The organism is Microcoleus sp. FACHB-68, from assembly GCF_014695715.1.
In the GTDB taxonomy this organism is placed as follows: domain Bacteria; phylum Cyanobacteriota; class Cyanobacteriia; order Cyanobacteriales; family Oscillatoriaceae; genus FACHB-68.
The window spans coordinates 1467504-1486339 of the sequence record NZ_JACJOT010000008.1 but is presented as its reverse complement, the minus strand read 5'-3'; the positions used below and the strand labels follow the sequence as shown (position 1 = coordinate 1486339).

10 protein-coding genes are annotated in these 18836 nt (G+C 44.7%); 5 read left to right on the top strand and 5 right to left on the bottom strand.

Annotation, left to right across the window (positions count from 1 at the left end; translation table 11 throughout):
• Positions 1 to 407: 407 nt before the first annotated feature.
• From H6F73_RS26610 to H6F73_RS14785, 4 genes are all read right to left on the bottom strand, one after another.
• Positions 408 to 4562 carry a PAS domain S-box protein gene (locus H6F73_RS26610; protein WP_190759457.1) on the bottom strand — a complete coding sequence of 1385 codons (4155 nt, stop codon included), beginning with the start codon at positions 4560 to 4562 and terminating at the stop codon, positions 408 to 410.
• Between the two features lie 136 nt (positions 4563 to 4698).
• Positions 4699 to 7167 (bottom strand): adenylate/guanylate cyclase domain-containing protein, encoded by a 2469-nt coding sequence (locus H6F73_RS14795; protein ID WP_190759456.1) that lies wholly within the window; start codon positions 7165 to 7167, stop codon positions 4699 to 4701.
• Entirely contained in the window at positions 7164 to 8207 is a 1044-nt protein-coding gene (locus tag H6F73_RS14790; protein WP_190759455.1) for a cytochrome-c peroxidase, read from the bottom strand. Before H6F73_RS14790 ends, H6F73_RS14795 begins: the two co-directional genes overlap by 4 nt.
• A gap of 148 nt (positions 8208 to 8355) precedes the next feature.
• Positions 8356 to 11448 carry an adenylate/guanylate cyclase domain-containing protein gene (locus H6F73_RS14785; protein WP_190759454.1) on the bottom strand — a complete coding sequence of 1031 codons (3093 nt, stop codon included), beginning with the start codon at positions 11446 to 11448 and terminating at the stop codon, positions 8356 to 8358.
• A gap of 491 nt (positions 11449 to 11939) precedes the next feature.
• On the opposite strand from H6F73_RS14785, the gene alr reads away from it, so the two are divergent.
• From alr to H6F73_RS14770, 3 genes are all read left to right on the top strand, one after another.
• Entirely contained in the window at positions 11940 to 13136 is a 1197-nt protein-coding gene (gene alr, locus H6F73_RS14780) for an alanine racemase (RefSeq protein WP_190759453.1), read from the top strand.
• 350 nt (positions 13137 to 13486) lie between these two features.
• On the top strand, positions 13487 to 13750 hold the full coding sequence (locus tag H6F73_RS14775) for a tyrosine-type recombinase/integrase (protein ID WP_190759452.1): 264 nt from the start codon (positions 13487 to 13489) through the stop codon (positions 13748 to 13750).
• A gap of 420 nt (positions 13751 to 14170) precedes the next feature.
• Complete coding sequence (locus H6F73_RS14770; protein WP_190759451.1) at positions 14171 to 15706, top strand: right-handed parallel beta-helix repeat-containing protein; 1536 nt, start codon at positions 14171 to 14173, stop codon at positions 15704 to 15706.
• Between the two features lie 18 nt (positions 15707 to 15724).
• Here the strand turns inward: H6F73_RS14770 and H6F73_RS14765 are convergent, their stop codons facing one another.
• Positions 15725 to 15922, bottom strand: a complete 198-nt coding sequence (locus H6F73_RS14765; RefSeq protein ID WP_190759450.1) for a hypothetical protein — start codon at positions 15920 to 15922, stop codon at positions 15725 to 15727.
• Between the two features lie 289 nt (positions 15923 to 16211).
• Between H6F73_RS14765 and H6F73_RS14760 the strand changes: the two genes are divergently transcribed.
• Both H6F73_RS14760 and H6F73_RS14755 read left to right on the top strand, forming a co-directional pair.
• On the top strand, positions 16212 to 17702 hold the full coding sequence (locus H6F73_RS14760) for a CIA30 family protein (RefSeq protein ID WP_190759449.1): 1491 nt from the start codon (positions 16212 to 16214) through the stop codon (positions 17700 to 17702).
• A gap of 65 nt (positions 17703 to 17767) precedes the next feature.
• The gene (locus tag H6F73_RS14755; RefSeq protein ID WP_190759448.1) at positions 17768 to 18787 is read left to right on the top strand and encodes a DNA cytosine methyltransferase; all 1020 of its coding nucleotides are present in this window, start codon (positions 17768 to 17770) and stop codon (positions 18785 to 18787) included.
• Positions 18788 to 18836: the final 49 nt, after the last annotated feature.

Genomic DNA, 18836 nt, shown 5'->3' with positions numbered 1-18836 from the left:
ATCACAGTTTCCGCTCTTTAGGTGTGACTATTAACTGCCATGAATTTGATATAACTACATATAAATTTTGATAAAACTTGATAAAATGAGGAAAGTTTAACAAAATTTTAGAAACTCTTCTTTTATTTAAAGTTTTCTGGGTATAAATAAACAAAGACGCCGTAAATGCAGCCGGCAGAAGACACAGGTTACGTCCTGATCTTTTTAGAACCGTTTAAAATTTTACCAGGAACTTACACGCCAAAAGCTCAAGTTTAAAATTGTTATGAAGCGTGAGCAAAAAATATTTTTTAAGAGAAAAATAACTTACTTCACTGCTATCAGCTCATCCGTCTGGTGTTGCTCGGTTTTCCTCCTGCTACAGAATAATAAATCCTTAACCCGTTAAGATTTTAATTTTCTTAAATTTAATCCAAGGTAGCTTTTTTTTCGAGAAGCAAATAAGTCATCATCTCTCCCTTCCCCTTCACAGAAATCATACCGCGATTCTCAAATTGATACTTATGCTGTAAAAGTTGATAAGTTGTCGCGCTAACTTGAATCGCACCCGGAATCCCGTGAGATTCCATTCTGCTTGCGGTATTTACAGTATCACCCCATAAATCATAAATGAACTTTTTAAGACCAATTACCCCTGCAACAACCGGCCCGGAATTGATGCCAATGCGGATATTAACAGATAAGTTAGTTTCCCGGCAAAAATGACGAATTTCTTGCTGCATATCCAGAGCCATATCGGCAATCGCTTCAGCGTGAGAGAGTCGAGGCACCGGCAATCCTCCCACAACCATATAAGCATCCCCAATTGTCTTTATCTTTTCCAAATCGTGCCGATCTGCCAGTTGATCGAATCTGGAAAAAATCTGATTGAGCAAATTAACTAATTCTCTTGGAGAAATCTGGGAAGAAAGCTCGGTAAACCCAACAATATCAGCAAAAAGAACCGTGCTTTCTGGAAAACTTTCTGCAATCGGGCCGGTTTGCAATTTCAACCGCTCTGCGATAGCTTTGGGTAAAATATTCAGCAACAAACGCTCGGAATTTTCCTGTTCAGCACGCAAGATCGCTGCCGCTTTGTTCGATTCTGTGATATCTCTACCGGCACCCGTAAAACCGATAGTATTTCCCTTTTCATCCTTCAGCGGCACCCCGGTAAATTGGTAGTCTAACAAAACCCCATCTTTACCGATCAAATGCCCCTCCGTCCAAGAACCTTCTGATCGTTCTTCCAAAGCTAATTGAATGGCTTGCGCGATGATTTCTCGTTCTGATTCTGGGAAAAAAGCCAAAGCAGGCCGGTTTTGAAGCTCAGCCGGCGAAAGCCCCGTAACAACCTCCGTGCGGTGGTTCCATTTAATAAGATTCAGATTCAAATCAAACACAAAAATAATATCTAACTGCGCCTCAAAAATGCTCTGCTGTTCCTGTAGCGCCCTTGCCAGTGCCTCTTGCGCCCGTTTGCGTTCTGTAATATCACTTGTTACTGTAAGGATACAGCGCACCCCACCCAAATAAATAATTTCAGCCGATAATAACCCGACAAGTACCTCGCCTGACTTTTTGCGAAATAAAACTTCCTGATTGCGAAGGCTTCCCAATCTTTGAATCTGCTGCTGAATTTGGATACGATCCTCTGAATTTACCCACAAGTTCAATGATTCTGTCGTGCGACCGAGCACTTCTAGCCGGCTATACTGCGTAATGTCTGAAAAACCATCACTCACATCGATCAAATGCCCATCTGGAAACGTAGAAATCGTAATTGAATTAGGGCTTTGCCGAAAAGCAGTGGAAAACTTTTCCTCCGACTCTCGCAGCGCAACTTCAGCTTGTTTGCGCTCTGTGATATCCCGAATTGCAACCACCCTCACCTGCTCTCCCTGGTAAGGAATTACCTTTGCTTGAATCTCAATTGGAAACCTCGATCCGTCCTTTCTCAAGCCAATTGCTTCATAGGGATTTTCATTGCCGACCAGCATATTTTGCCGCACATTTGATCGATTTTCCGGGGCGATATATTCTAGGACATCCGCTCCAATTTTTTCACTCGATTCGCAGCCAAACATCCGGGCAAACGCTTCATTCGCATCTGCAATCTTTCCGCCTTCGCCCACAACAATTCCTTCAAACGTCGCCTCAGACAATTTACGAAATCGGTCTTCACTTTCCCGTAATTGGGCAGTTCGTTCCAAAACTCGAATTTCTAAATTCTCCTTGGCTTTTTGCAGAGCATCTTGTGCAAGAAGGCGCTCTTTGTGCAGTGCAATTGCCGCCGCCGCCGCCCGCAGTAAAGCGACTTCTGACGGTTGCCAAACAACGGCTTCTTTACAGTTATCAAAGCCGATAAAACCGAAAAATTCCGCATTCACAATCAGAGGCAAAATTAACAGGGAAAGAATGCCTTGGGATTCTAAAATTTGACGCTCATTTGCAGGAAATTCACTGACATTGCCGGCAACCGCTTCCCCTCTAGATAAAATTTCCGGCCAGCGGGGAAAGAAATCATTATAGGAAAGGTTTTGCAAAGTGGGGTTGTCAATTTCTGGTTGGATAGCCGGCGCACACCATTCGGCACGCTGACTTGTTAGCAAACGATCGGCTTCGTCGTAGTGATTTTCAAACAAATAAACGCGGCTCGCCCTTGAGGCTTGTCCTAAAGGTTCTAGAATTTCTGTATAGCAGTTGCCGTTGCCCTGAAACGCCAGCAGCCGGCTTTGTACTTCCACCAACGCAGCCAAATAGCGTCTTTCCTTGTGCAGTTCATTTTCTGCGCGTTTGCGATCGCTAATATCACCACCAATGCAGAGGATGCCGGTGAAGTTACCCTTTGCATCCCGCAAGGCTTTAGTTGTCCAAGCCACCCAAACGCGCTCACCATTGCGCCGGATGTTTTCATTCTCATTCAGCTTGTAAAGTTCTGGGTGTTGCAGGATATCCCTGAGCATTGCAACGAGATCAGATCCGGCTGAATCAGTCTGGGGAACAATCGTCCCGATGGCTTTGCAACCGATAATTTCCGCTTCTGTGTAGCCGAAAAAGCTTTGAGCGAATTCGTTAAAAAAGGTGATATTGCCTTCGGTATCTAGGCGCAAAATGATGCTGTTGGCGTTCTCGACAAGTTCCCGATACTTCGCTTCATTGCGTTGCAGGGATTTTTGCGCCTGCATCAATTCCACCACATTTGCTTCTAAATCGCCATACAGCAGGCGCAGTTGTCCTGTCATCTCGTTAAACGTGTGCGCCAGCATTCCCAATTCATCTTCGCGTTCCACCGGCACGATCTGGTTCCAGTTTCCTTCAGAGAGAGCAACAGCAGCAGCATTCAACCGGAGAATAGGCCGGACAATCCAGCGCGAAGTCAGCAACCCTAGCAAGATGGCGATAAATAAGGCTGCCGTACACAGCAAAATCGTAGAACGCGTATTGGCTTCGATCTGTGCCATGAAATCGGCTTCGGGAATGACAACAACAATTAGCCAGTCTGGAGGATCTTGAAAAAGCGTGTTTGTTGAGCCGGCATTTAACAATTTTGCACTTTTTCCTCTCTCCCTCTCTCCCCATCTTCCCCGTCCCAGAGGCGTGATTTGCACGAATTGCCGCTCGCCTTTAAGGTTAAAAGTTGTAGAAATTGTGCAGTTAATAGTTTGACAATTGCGGTCTATTTGGGTTAACTGTTCTGTTAATTCTTTGAGGTGTTTTGTTGTGGCACGAATCAGGGGATCGTTCATTTCTGAAGCTTGACGCCGGATTGTGCCTTTTTTGCTCATCGTGAATGGCTTCTCAAACGTTGAAGAAGCAACAAGCATTCCAGAGCGTTCTATGATGAACGTTTCTCCGGTTTCACCAATTTTTAAACTGCGAAGAAATTCATCGATTTGTGAGACAATAAGATCGGTGATTACAACGCCTTTCAAGCTGCCGATGTTGTCGTAGATAGGTTGGCCGGCAGTAATGGTCAACTTCGGCTCCGCAAAAACTGAGTAAATTTCACTCCAAGTCGGCTTTCCGGCTTGTTGAGCGGCGATATACCACGGTCGTTTTCGCGGATCGTAGTTTGGATTAATTTTGACTAATTGGGTTCGATTTCCTAATGCGTCAGTGGCATATTGATAGCCATCTCCGTTGGTGGTGCGGTCGGTAATAGCAATTCGCAAACTGCCATCATCTGCACTTTCCACACCAATATATTCTCCGGTTGCAGTGCCCAGAGAAATCGCACTGACTGAGTCGAATAACTGCATTTGCTGCCAGAAATGGCGCTCAAAAGTCTGCAAGTCGTCTATTTTTAAGTGACCGAGGCGAATCGCATCCGCGTTAATTTGATTGACGAGATGGGGAGTTGTTAAAAAGGTTTGAAGTTGCAGTTGAATGCGGGCAGTAATTTCGTTGCGTAATTCGGTGGCAACGTCATTCACGGCTTTTTGCCCGTTGCGTAAAGACAGCCAGCCGGTTAATCCCACTGCCACGAAGATTTCAATGACGAACGGCACGACGAGGACATGGCGAAGAGGTATTTTTTTAGTACGTTTTGAAACCCGGCTGGTGAGATTTCTCAATGACATTTTTTAAAGAGCTAATCGCTAATTGTTCTTGGGAATTTTAATCAATCATTTGTTAACTTTTCTCGCTTGTCATCTAGATATGAGGGAACACATATATGTATTCACCTCTCCCTCTCTCCCCCTGTTTCAAACACCCCTAGCCTTTTCCTTTTCTGCCGGTGAGTAGATAAACTTCCATTTCCCCTTTACCTTTTACCTCAATGAGGCCCCGTTGCTCAAATTTATACTGATTTTGTAATAACTGGTAGGTTTTCTGTGTAACTTGAATAGCACCGGCAATGCCGTGAGATTCCATGCGGCTAGCTGTGTTGACCGTATCTCCCCAGAGATCGTAAATGAATTTTTTGAGTCCGATGACGCCGGCAACCACAGGGCCGGTATTGATCCCAATGCGAATGTTAAAAGGTTGGCCATTTTTTACACTAAACTTGGCAACTTCTCGTTGCATATCCATCGCCATTTCTGCGATCGCGTGTGCATGATCTGAACGAGGCATAGGAAGACCGCCGACCACCATATAGGCATCTCCTATGGTCTTGATCTTTTCTAAATCGTGCCGTTCTGCTAGCTGGTCAAAGGTTGAAAAGATTTCATTCAGTAACTCGACAAGTTGGGTAGGAGAAATGGTGGCAGAAAGCTGAGTAAAACCTACAATATCAGCAAACAGGACAGTGACTTCCTCAAAGCTGTCGGCAATAGAGCCGGTTTCTTGTTTGAGGCGTTCTGCAATCGGTTGGGGCAAAATATTGAGAAGCAGGCGCTCAACTTTTTCTTGTTCTTCTCGCAGTGCTTCTTGTGCTCGTTTGCGATCACACGATTCCATTGCCAGAGAAGTCATGTAAGCTAAGTAACTGGTGAAGTTCTGTTCTTCTAGCGCCCATTTTCGAGCCGGTCCTACGTGTTCCAAACACAGCACGCCTACAGTTTGCCCACCGAGACGAATGGGCACATCTAGCATCGAGTTAATTCCCAAGGGAGTTGAATAGGATGCAGAAAACTCTTTGGTGCGTGAGTCTTTGTGGGCGTCATGCGCGGCGATGGCGCGGTAAGTTTCTAATGCCTTAAAATAAGCCGGATAATCAACAGCATACAGCTCAGTTCCAAAGGAATGCTGGGAGTGATTAAGTTCGTACAGATCGAGGCAGTGCAAGGCTGATTTGTCTTCACTGTAAAGCCACACACTGGTTCGTGCTACGCTCAAAGTGTGTGCTGCGGTTTTGGTAATCTCCGGCAATGCCGCATTCAATTCGCCGCTGTAAAGTGGCTGGCACATCGCCAGTTCCATGAGCGCGGTTTGCTGCATCCGCAGGCGGTTTTCACTTTCTTGCAGGGTTGCTTGCACTCGCTTACGTTCGGTAATGTCTTCAACCGTGCCTTCGTAGTAAAGGAGGTTGCCGGCAATATCTTTAACGGTACGGGCATTTTCAGAAATCCAAATAATACTGCCATCTTTGCAATAAACTTGAGATTCAAATTGCGAGATTGAATCGTTTTTCTGTAGGGCAGCAACAAACTCGGCTCGCCGGTTGGGGTTAACGTAAAGTTGCTTACTAATGTTGGTGACAGTGTCGATGAGTTCTGCCGGCGATGAATAGCCATAAATGTAAGCTAAGGTGGGATTAGCATTGAGATATTGTCCTTCGGCGGTTGTTTGAAAGATTCCATCTGTTGAATTTTCAAAGATGCTGCGATATTTTTCTTCAGCTTCCTGTGTTGCTTCTAATGCTTGTTGCAGTTTTTCTTTGGCCGCATTAACTACCTGGCTTGCTCTTCTTAGTTTTAGAATGATGTAAGCGGAAATGCTGCTAATTAACACAATAGAAAATATATACAGCAAAACCCGGTAAATTCCAACCGTTTCTAAAGCTTTCTCATACTGGCGAGTGTAGGTTTTATATAAATCATCGCTCCGCTGAAAAGTTGGCATTGATACCAAGGTTTCTAGCAATCTATCGACCGCCGGCTTATTTTTTAAAATTATATTGACATGAGCGATAACCAAATCGAGATCGGCAGCCTTAACGGATATATATTGCTCTCGATTGTTTGACAGTTCTTCGATTTGCTCATTAATTTTTGGGGCAAGTTCTTCGCTAGCTGTTAAATTATAAATTAGGACATCTCGCAGCAAATCATTTATACGAATAGCTAACTCATCATCCACCAAAAAGGCTTGTTGCCTTATTTCAGTAGTTAAGATGGGAAAATAATATAAAGAGTTTTTTAGAACCGCATTTTTCGATTTAAACTCTTCTATGAAAATTTCTTTTTGATCTTGAATCAAAATATAATTTTTGAGAATTTCTTGAAGTTCTACTTGCCCCTGTTTATCAATAAAACTTGGAGTTGATTCAAGTTTTTTTTCCACAATTTTAAGTTTCTCTAGGCTATTGACAAGGGGATCATAATAATTTAAATTTCCATATCTTAGTTCAAAAACATTTTTATTGAGTGTGGCATCAATTTCTTTTATCTGGCCTAAATTGCTGTTATATCGGTCGTGTTCTATAAAATCAACTGACAAAAATTTGAGCAATAAAAAGCTGAAGATCGTTACCGCTGCTAAGGCAAACACAATTTTAACGTGCAGCTTGGTCAATCTCATAATGGATTCCCTTGATATTCACCATTCAGGGTTCTCAGAAACTTGCTCATCAAATCGAGCTGTTTGGGTGATAGCTGGCGTCCTAATTGATACTGTGCCATCACAGCAATAGCTTCTTCGATGGTTTTGATTGAACCATCGTGAAAATAAGGGGGTGTCAGAGTGATATTTCGCAGACTCGGCACCTTAAAAACGTAGCGATCTTCCTCATTGCCGGTGATATTATAGCGTCCTAAATCGGCTTTCTTGACATCTCGACCGGCAAAGGGGTCGCTGATGATGCCAAATTTCTGAAATAAATTTCCCCCCAAGTTAACGCCTTGGTGACAGCTCACACAGCCATAGTCTTTAAAAATGCGATAGCCTTCTTTTTCTTCTTCGGTAATAGCATTTTTATCTCCTCTCAAAAACTTATCAAACCGGGAATTAGGCGTATATAAAGACCGCTCGAAAGTTGCAATGGCATCTTTGATGTTGTCGCCGGTAATGCCATTCGAGTACAAATCGTTAAAAACTTTAACATACTCTGGAGATTTCTTCAGTTTTTTAACAATTTCTGGCCAAGTCGCGCCCATGCTGATCGGATTTGGAACGGTGCTATCAATCTGAGCTTCTAAAGTATCAGAACGCCCATCCCAGTTTTGTTTAAAATTGAATCCGCTGTTATAAACTGTAGGAGCATTGAAAAAACCGACTGCACCGTTGATGCCAAAAGAAAAGGGTGAGCGATCCACGCCTCCTGTTTTCAAACTGTGGCAACTTGCACAGGAAATCGTATTATTGTGAGAAAGCTGCGGGTCATGGAAGAGTTTATCTCCCAGAACAACTTTTTTATTATTTAGTTTGATGTACAGTGGAATTGGCTGAACAGGTTCAGGAACAACCGTGGTTTTTACCACCTCTTTTGCAACTGTAGCGATTTGCGATTCCTTTACTTGATGAAACTGCTGCCAAGGGAAAGTAATTAAAAAAACAACCAGGATGATAGCAAGAAGGTAAAAGCGAAGTTTGAACTTTTTAAAAAATTTAAGTTGGTTCATAAAAAAATAATGATTGGGTACTAAAATTTATTTGTTATTTAAGTTGGGTGTTAAGGCTGGCCGGCACAGCCGCATCTCATCTAAAAAAGCTCCAATAAAATAGGAAAAATGAGAGAGATTCCTTCAGCACCCTGACAACTCAACCGGCTTAAATTCTGCCGATGAGTAAATACGTCGTCATCTTTCCCTTGCCTTTCACTTCGACTGCACCCCGTTCCTCAAACGAATACTTATGTCGCAATAGCTCATAAGTTGTTGAAGTCACTTGAATCGTGTCGGCAAGACCTTGAGATTCCATCCGACTCGCAACATTAACCGTGTCACCCCATAGATCGTAGATGAATTTTTTAAGACCAATCACACCGGCAACCACAGGGCCGGTATTAATGCCGATCCGGATACTCAGCGGTTGATGGGTGGCATCATTAAACAGAGCAATTGCTTTTTGCATAGCAATGGCCATTTCCGCAATCGCCTCCGCATGATCCGCGCGAGGCACCGGCAGTCCACCCACAACCATATAAGCATCGCCAATCGTTTTAATCTTCTCCAACTCGTACGTCTGGGCAAGCCGGTCAAACGCTGAGAAGATTTGATTCAGCAAGTTGACCAGTTCCGTGGGAGAAATATGGCTAGAAAGTTCCGTAAAGCCAACAATATCGGCAAACAAAACAGTAACCTCAGCGAAACTGTCGGCAATTGTGCCTTCCTCCTGTTTTAACCGCTCTGCAATCGACTCTGGCAAAATATTGAGGAGCAGACGCTCAGATTGTTCTTGCTGGTAGCGCAGCGCTTCTTCTACTACCTTACGCTTTGTAATGTCTTCAACGGTGCCTTCATAGTAAAGCAGTTCACCTTGCCCGTCACGCACCACACGGGCATTTTCCGACACCCAAATAATGCTGCCATCTTTGCGATAAGTTTGAGATTCAAAATTTGACACTGCATCGTTGCTGTGCATTGCCTCAATAAACTCGGCACGCCGGCTAGGGTGAACGTAAAGTTGTGCGGATATATTCGTTAAATTATTCATAAGTTCTTCCGGGGAAGCATATCCATAAATGCGAGCCAGCGCGGGATTTGCGCTAAGATATTTCCCCTGTGGCGTGGTCTGGAAAATGCCTTCAATTGCATTCTCAAAGATCATGCGATATTTCTCTTCCGCTTGGCCCAATGCGGCCTCTACCCGGTGGCGATCTCGCGCTTCTAAACTTAAGGAAACTAAATCCGCGATCGAGCCGGCAAAGTTTTGCTCATCCAATGTCCAATCGCGCGGGTTGTCGGTTTGTTCGTGACACACAACCCCCACAATTTGACCCCCGACGCGGATCGGCGCATCGATCAGCGCCACGACATTCAGGGGGTTCATGTAGGAAGAGTTAAACTCAAGGGTTCTGGCATCGGTTCGCACATCTCTCACTACCAGCGTCCGCTCTTGTTCTAAAGCTTTAAAGTAGATGGGATAATCGACCGCTGCCAAATCATCATCTAAAGTATGCCGGTTGGCATTCAATTCATAAAGATCGAAGCAATGAAGCATGGAACGATCTTCGTTGTACAGCCACACACTCACCCGATCAACCTCTAGGGTGATTGCGGCAGTTTCCGTGACTTGCCGGCACACCGATTGCAAATCGCCTTGAATCAGACTGCGACTTTTTGCCAGTTCTACCAGCACTTGATCTTGTTTGCGAAGCCGTTCCTGGCTTTGTTGCAATGCCTTCTCGGCTTGTTTTCGCTCTGTAATGTCCCGCACAACTGCACATAAGACTTTTCGACCTCCATAAGAAATCGAGTTGGCGCTAACTTCTACCTCGATGAGTGAACCATCCTGCCGGCGGTAGAGTTGTTCACCAATTGTTTGGTCTTTTGCTGCCAAAATCCGTTCAACGTGGCGATCAAGATTCTTGTTATCGGAGACGCCGATATCGTACAAGTTTAGGTTGAGAATCTCTGCCGGCGAGTAACCTAGAAGATTAACAAACGCTTGATTGGCTTCCAAGATGCGGTAAGTATTTACGTCTATTAAGCAAATTCCTTCTGAAGATTGCTCAACCACTGCGCGATGGCGTTCTTCGCTTTCTTGCTGCTGGTTCTGAGCTTGTTGTAAAGCTGCCAGCATCTTATTAATCGTGTGTCCCAGGATTGACAGCTCATCTTTGCCAATCACCGACAACCGCAGTGAAAGATCACTGCACTCACCAATGCGGCTGACATCCTGTGTAAGATGTGCTAGGCGAGATAGAACCAATCGCTCTAGAAGCAGAATGGTGCAACCGCCAAACCCTAAGCCCACAACGGATAGGGCGATCAACAGATAGTCTAAGTTTTTCTGACCTTGCTTGTAGATTTCTCTGGGAATATCCACTCGCAATAGTAGCGCCGGCTGATCGTAGATGTCCCGAATCAGGGTGTAACCGGCAATAATATCTTCGCTTAAAGGCTCGACATGAACGGGGATTGATTCTCGGTTCTTTTCCGCTGTCGGGGTAGGTTGAGCCGGTGAATTGGCGCGATTAACCGCAGATGCCGGCTCTAAGCCGGCCTTCAAAGCGCTAACCTTTAACAATTCTTCTCGCACTGCCTGAAACTCAGGCGGCAGTTTCGTGTCCCTAACGCGGTGCACCGTTAGCGGCAATCGCACGATCCGCTCTAATTTCTCAACTTGAGAGACATCTAAGTAACGGCCAAAAATCAGGCTACCCACAATCGGGCCGGTTCCTTGGGTGGTGACAATGGGCCGGGAGATAATCAGCATTGGCCCTTCAGGCAGCATGATAATTCCCACCAGGCTGCTGTCTGGATCAGGGTGTGTCAAAAGCCGGTCTGTGGGAGTCAGGTGCGTGCGTAATGCTTCCGGAATCGGTGTGGTTTTTTGGTTTTTGATATCGAAGCCGGTGCCAAAGACTATCTCGCCAGAGGTGTTGATAAACAAAGCGAGATTGATCTTTAAGTTGGCCAGTGTTTCTGGCACTAAGTTCGCTTTAATATATTCTGGGTTCGCGTCCTCTATAAAGGTGTAAGTATCATCCCACGCCGACCAATCGGCAAAGCGGCTATTAAAATCATCTTGGGTTTGAGCAAAAACACTCAGGACGCCCTTAACAGTTTGGCGGGTGTTTTCCTCCTCGGCTTGCTTCATGCTGCCCAGCAAGATGGTGGAACACGTGGCATACAGCACGCCAACCAAGCCGACAAGCGTCACGCCAACGATTGACAGTGTCTTACGGCGTAGGCTCATCTTGTCACTCTCCTGCACTTACCTGTCGGGCTGCTAGCCACTGAAGGCTGAATAATCATTGATAAACGTTTACAGGTGTAGAGTGCCCTGATCACCCAACTGTTTAACCCAGCTATTTCTACAAGCCTTTTCTGTAAAATCACTGTCATCATTGTGTGGCATTCTCTGCTCGGCCCTGAGCCATTTGTTTTAACTGCTTATTCCTCACACTTGCTGGGACGATTGGTAGAACTTAACCTTTAGCCCCAACAGAAGAATTAAAAATACAGAATTAAACAGGAAGAATTCAGACAAGCCCTCAACGCTTCATGCCCCAGTGGGGGTGTTATGCGAAGAATGCCCTCTCCTCTTTTCCTCCTCTTTCATTCTCCCCTTCCTCCGGCAGTGGAAGGAACCGCTCTTTTTTGATAGGTTATCCAAAACTGTAGCTATCCGGAGGAATGGGTAGGTCTATAGTTCATAGTGGTGTGTGAAACCAGGAGTGAGTTGAAATGCTGAGCTGGGATAAAACTCCAAGTCTTGCGTCAATGCGTTGTGATCGGGCGTGGGTAGAAATTGACTTGCCGGCGCTTGCCCACAATGTCCAGCAATTATGCCGGTTTTTGTCTCCCCAAACAAATTTGATGGCGGTGGTGAAGGCAGATGCTTACGGGCATGGGGCGGTGGTTGTGGCGCAGACGGTATTGGCTGCCGGTGCGCGTTGGCTGGGGGTGGCTACGATCCCGGAGGGAATTGAGCTACGTGAGAACGGGATACAAGCGCCGGTGTTGGTTTTGGGGGCAACCAATACCCCTGAGCAAATTCGGGCGCTGGTGCGCTGGCGCTTGCAACCGACTGTGTGCACCCCGAAGCAAGCGCTGGTATTTTCTGAGACGTTGAGTGCCAGTGAACGATCGCTGCCGGTGCATTTAAAGCTGGATACGGGGATGTCACGACTGGGGGCACCTTGGCAGCAAGCAGTTGAGTTTGTCCAGCTGGTGTCTCGCTGCCCAAATCTGAAGATTGCCAGCATTTATTCCCATTTTGCCACGGCTGACAGTGTTGATCCAACGGTGATGCAGCAGCAGCACAGCCGGTTTCAAGAGGCACTTGCGGAACTTCAAAATGCCGGCATTCAGTTGCCTAAACTGCATTTGGCAAATTCGGCGGCCACGTTAACTGATCCTGCTTTGCACTATGACATGGTGCGCGTGGGCTTGGCAATTTACGGGCTTTATCCGGCTGAGCATTTGCGGCAGGTGGTGGAATTGAAGCCGGTTTTGCAAGTGAAGGCGCGGGTGACGCAAGTGAAGACAATTGAAGCGGGAACCGGCGTGAGTTATGGTTATCAATTCGTTGCCGGTGAGCCGATGCGTGTTGCGGTGGTGGGGATTGGCTACGCTGACGGTGTGCCGCGCAATCTTTCTAATAAAATCAATGTTTTGGTTCGAGGGCAACTGGTGCGGCAAATTGGGGCAATTACGATGGATCAGCTGATGCTGGATGTGAGTGCAATTCCTGATTTGCAAGCCGGCGAGGTGGTGACGCTGCTGGGATCTGAGGGTGATCACCAGATATCCGTGGATGATTGGGCGGCAATGTTGGGGACAATTTCTTGGGAGATTCTTTGCAGCTTCAAACACCGGCTTCCCCGTGTGCCGGTGGGACAGCCTTTTGAAGTCCCAGAACAATCAACCGCGCAATCTTGACAAGTCGTAGGGTGTGTGAGTCACGCACCCTATAATTTTGTTTAACAGTTGCAATTTTTGTAAAATTGTAAAGGCTTTCTCTATAAGGTTTTATTCATCTTAAACTTATAATCAAACCAAGCATCCCTCCCCGCATAACTGATACGGGGTTTGACTAGCAACGGAACAGAAACTCACCTTAAGGCTGAAATGCTTACAGAGTCAACGTTATAGAAATCGTTTTTCACTCTCAATCAGACGTACCAATGAGTCTTTAGGCTAATTGGTACAGAAATCTAGAACAGAATATCAGGGGTTTTAGGCCCTTAAATTTCGGTAGGTTCAATGGGTACATCCCTTAACGGGAGTTCTTGTTCGGTTGCTACTCAAACCCCGGTGGCCACCTATCCACAGCCCATCTGCATAAAATCGTTGCTGCTGCCGGCAAGCGGGCAGGGATAGAGGGCAAGGTTAGCCACCATTGGCTCAGGCACTCTCACGCATTCCACGCAATTAACAAAGGTTGCCCCATTCATCTGGTGCAGGCAACGCTGGGGCATAGTTCGATTGAGACGACTGGCCAATACTTGCACACCAATTCCTCTGATAGCAGTGGGTTACATCTAGTTGTGTAATAACTACAGGCGATGCGACCAATCTTGTCAGCATCTCTTCATAGATGCCAACTACAAACAACAAAGGAGAGGAAGATGATAGGAACTCTTGAGCTTGAAATTGAGCAGCCATTTACATGGATTCTTCTTATGGATGGCGCTATGAGTCGCAGTAGCTAAAACTAATACTTGCGCTGATTGCGTTTACTTGTTTCCATTCAAATAATCTTCCCAGCGAGCGGGAAACCCGTCCAGTACCAAGCAAGGAAACAGAACAACCATGTTTCCATTCAAATAATCTTCCCAGCGAGTGCTAAACTTTCAAAGCTATTATTGTCCTGATACCGTACCAGTTAGAAGAAGGCAGGTTTCCATTCAAATAATCTTCCCAGCGCGTAGGAAACAATATATAATCAATTAAATTCTACCTAAAAACACTTCATGATTAGAAAAACCGTTCATAGGTTCATCACGTTAGTAGTAGCAGGATTTCTATTGGCGATTAGTGGCCAGTGCTGGACATCACGAACTTTAGCACAAATCCATCCTCATGTTTTTTATGTTGCACCAAATGGCAGTGATACAAATAACGGTTCACTTGAGCATCCTTGGTCAACAATTAATCACGCAGCGTCGGTATTAAAAGCGGGTGATACAGTTAATGTTCGGGCTGGAACTTATCGCATCAATGAACAAATTCAAGCTAAAAATTCAGGAACAGAAAAGGCTTGGATTACTTATCGAGCCTATCCTGAAGAACGGGTTATTATTGATGCAGATGCGGTTAAAGTAGAGCCTCCCTCTTCTGCTAAAAAATCTTTTTATTCTCATGATCAAGGTGCATTTTTATTACAAAATGTTAGTTATATTCAAGTCGAAGATTTAGAAGTTATTAATTCTCATAATTCTGGAATTACAGTTAGAAATAGCCATTTTATTAACCTTTACAATAATAAAACAGAAAATACGTTGTCTCCAGGCATTGGTGTTTGGTGGGGTGATCACTATAAAGTAATGGGAAATACGGTTATTAATGCAAACGACCTGAAGATGGCTAACTTTTTAAATAATTTTTCAGCAGCTCCCCATGAAGCAATTTCAATCGGTGGGGTTGAAAATTTTGAAGTTGCTTATAACTTAGTTAAGGATGGGAAAAAAGAAGGGATTGATGTTAAAGAAAAGAGTAAATATGGAACCGTCCATCATAACTATGTTCACCACATGGCACGACAAGGATTATATGTTGATAGTTGGTTTGGAGTCTTAGAAGATGTTGAGGTATTTAATAATGTTGTTCATGATTGTAATGGAGCAGGATTTGCTTTAGCAGTAGAAGGAGGTTCAGAAGCAAAAAATATTCGATTTCACCATAACTTAATTTATGATAACTGGGGAACCGGAATTCTCTTTGCCCGATGGGGAAATGATGCGCTACGACATAATATTAAAATTTATAATAATACGGTTTATCATAATGGTTATGGTAAACCGAACCCAGGAGAAAGCTTTTTTTGGATTACTGGAGGGTTATATTTGTTATCTGATAATCTTCAAAATGTTGAAATCAAGAATAATATTTTTAGCGAGAATAGGGGATTTCAAATCGGTTATAGCGATCGCTATTTGGCAGCTAACTCTGACATCGAAAAGATTTTTCGTCAAAAAGATATTGAGATTAGCCAGAACTTAATCTTTGGAGAAAATAACACCACCCGTCCGATTTATGCTGGATGGCCTCCTGATAACTATGCGAATATCTATGGAACGAATGGAACTGCTGCGATCAGAGAAGAACCTCAATTTGTTAATCCTGAAGAAGGGAATTTTTACTTAAAATCTCCGGTCAGTAACCCAACCCCATTAACTGCTAATTCTAAAACATCTCAGATGAGAGTTGGAGCTTTTCCCAATGGAGAAAAACACCATTTTTGGTGGCAGGATAAGTTCCCACCTCAATTTCCTGATTTACCCCAATAAACCCTTCATTAAATCCTATTAAGCTATTTGAAGTTCATCTGGATGGACGTTGAATGCCTGTTTGTTGACGATATCCCTCACCATTGCAATGCTGTTATCAAGGGCAAGGAATTCAATGCTGACCTGAATCGTCCTCTTGACCCATCGGACAACCGCGCCTTCCCTCAATGGGGTAGTAGCTGGCTGATCGGGTTCCACCGGCAGCAATCCCTTCACAGTGGTATCTATCTGCTAAACGTAAGTATCTGAAGGGATTTCAGGTTTTGTCACAGACTGCTCTTTCGAAATTTAAGGGCCTAAAACCCCTGATATTCTGTTCTAGATTTCTGTACCAATTAGCCTAAAGACTCATTGGTACGTCTCATTGAGACTGAAAAACGATTTCTATAACGTTGACTCTGTAAGCATTTCAGCCTTAAGGTGAGTTTCTGTTCCGTTGATACTCAAACCCCGATACCTGCACTATATTGCTAAGTAGACATCAGAAGAGGGTAGGGCAAAGGTTATGAGTGAAAAAACTACCTCCAAATGGAATGCCGGCAGGTTTGCGCGAACTCTGGCTTATTTCGGGGTGATACCCTTCGTGGGTAGCATTAGCTGGTTGCAAACCTTGCTCGGAATGGGTAAAAAAGCCAACGCAAGCGATCGCAAACAGGGCGTGATTTTGGTTGCCGGTGCCACCGGCGGCGTTGGCAAACGAGTTGTGCGAAAACTCCAAGAACGGGGTTACAACGTGCGAGGACTCGTTAGAGATGCGAAAAGAGCGAAGGAAATTTTGGGCAACGCGGTTGAATTAGTGGAGGGAGATATCACGATCCCTGAAACCTTGACGCCGGCAGTCTTCAGGGATGTGACAGCCGTGGTGTGCTGCACCGGCACTCGTGTGCAACCGAAGGAAGGCGACACCCCAACCCGTGAAAAATACTATCAAGGCATCAAATTTTATATGCCTGAAGTTGTGGATGTGCCGGAAGTTGTGGAATATCAAGGCATTGAGAATCTTGTGCGGGCAACGCGCACTCACTTCCAAGGTGCCGGTGATGAAAAAATGATTTTTGACTTCACCAAACCATCCCAAGATATTAAAGAAACTTGGGGTGCGCTTGATGACATTGTCATGGGTGGGGTGAGCGAAAGTTCGATTCGATTGGTAGATAATACTGCTTTTTTCTCTGGTAATGTTTCCACGGCAAATTCGGGTGGTTTTGCATCTGTTCGCACCAAAAATTTCGATCCTCCTTTAAATTTAGCTGGGTATGCCGGCATTGATTTACGCGTCAAAGGTGACGGCAAACGCTATAAATTTATCATTCGCAGTGAAGTTAAATGGGATGGCATTGGTTATAGCTATTCTTTTGATACGGTTTACAATATTTGGATAACTGTTCGCATTCCCTTCGAGGCGTTAATTCCAGTTTTTCGCGCTAAAACTGTGAAAGATGGCGAACCGATTGATACGAGTAATATCAGCTCATTCCAGTTAATGCTGAGTAAGTTTGAATACGACGGGGAACTGAACCCCAAATTTGAAGCAGGAATTTTTCAGTTGCAAGTGGAATCTATCAAAGCTTATGGCGCTGAAAAGTTTCCAAAATTTGTCCACATTAGTTCTGCCGGCGTGACTCGTCCTGGGCGTCCCGGACTTAATTTAGAAGAAGAACCGCCGGCAGTTAGAATGAATGACCAATTGGGGGGAATTTTAACTTGGAAGTTGCGCGGCGAAGATAGTATTCGCTTTAGTGGAATTCCTTACACCATTATCAGACCTTGTGCCCTGACTGAGGAAGCCGGCGGTAAAGCCTTAATATTCGAGCAAGGCGATAATATTCGAGGCAAAGTCAGCCGGGAAGATATCGCTCAGTTATGCGTAGAAGCGCTTGAGGAATCCAAGGCGTGTAATGTCACGTTTGAGGTGAAAGAAAGCCAAAATGATCAGAACTCGGAAGAATGGGAAAGTTTATTTTCTGGATTGAAACCTGATAAGCAACCGTGGTAAAACTTTCAAGTTAAAACCATTTAATCGATTGAAATCAAGGTAGTTATGGAATTGCTTGCGCGTCAATGAAAACTGATATTTCTAGCATAAAGCCTGCTTACCTTGATTTTATTGAGCAAGAACTTCAAGTTTCTCAACAGCCAGAAAACAATCTTTTGGTGATTGATTTGTTTGCCGGCTGCGGGGGGATGGCTTTAGGTTTTGAAGCAGCCGGTTTTCAAACAGCCGGTTATGAAATGCTGGAGGATGCCTGCGCGACTTACCGGCACAATCTTAGCGGTTCATGTACCCAGGTTATCCTCACACTCAATACTGATTTAATCACGAAAGCAGATGTGATAATAGGTGGCCCTCCCTGCCAGCCTTTTAGCGTTAGCGGACATCAAAAAGGGCTGAAAGATAGCCGCGATGGATTCCCAATTTTTATTGATGCTGTTGACCGCTGCCGGCCACAAATCGCTATATTTGAAAACGTGCGGGGAATGCTTTTTCGCAACAAAACTTATTTTGAAGAAATTGTCTTGGCTCTTAGAAATCTCAATTATATTGTCGAATGGGAGATTCTGAACGCCGCCCATTATGGTGTTCCTCAACGAAGAGAGCGTCTTTTTTGTGTTACCCATAAAGGCGGTTGGAAGTGGCCAAAAAAGACGCATTTTAATTCGCCCTACACTGCCGGCGAAGCGCTAGGAGAACTGGCTTTCCTTGCTCCTCCCAACTCAAAATTTCTCACTGCCGGTATGGATGAATATATTAGTAAATATGAGAAAGCATCTAAATGTATTACACCTAGAGATTTACACCTAAATATTCCTTCTAGAACTGTAACTTGTCGCAATCTTAGCGCTCCCACCGGCGATATGCTGCGGATTCGTTTACCCGATGGGCGCAGAAGAAGATTAACCGTGCGTGAAGGTGCGCGTTTACAGAGTTTTCCAGATTGGTTTGAATTCAAAGGTTCTGAAGAAAGTCAGTGCAACCAAATCGGTAATGCCGTTCCTCCAATCTTGGCAAAAGTTATCGCCGGCTCTGTTAAAGTCTATTTAGAAAATTGCAAACAACCTGCCTCAATCATCGCCGGCTGACAGGGGCATCTAATCCAGAATTAAAACTAAACCTTCTATCATGGAACTG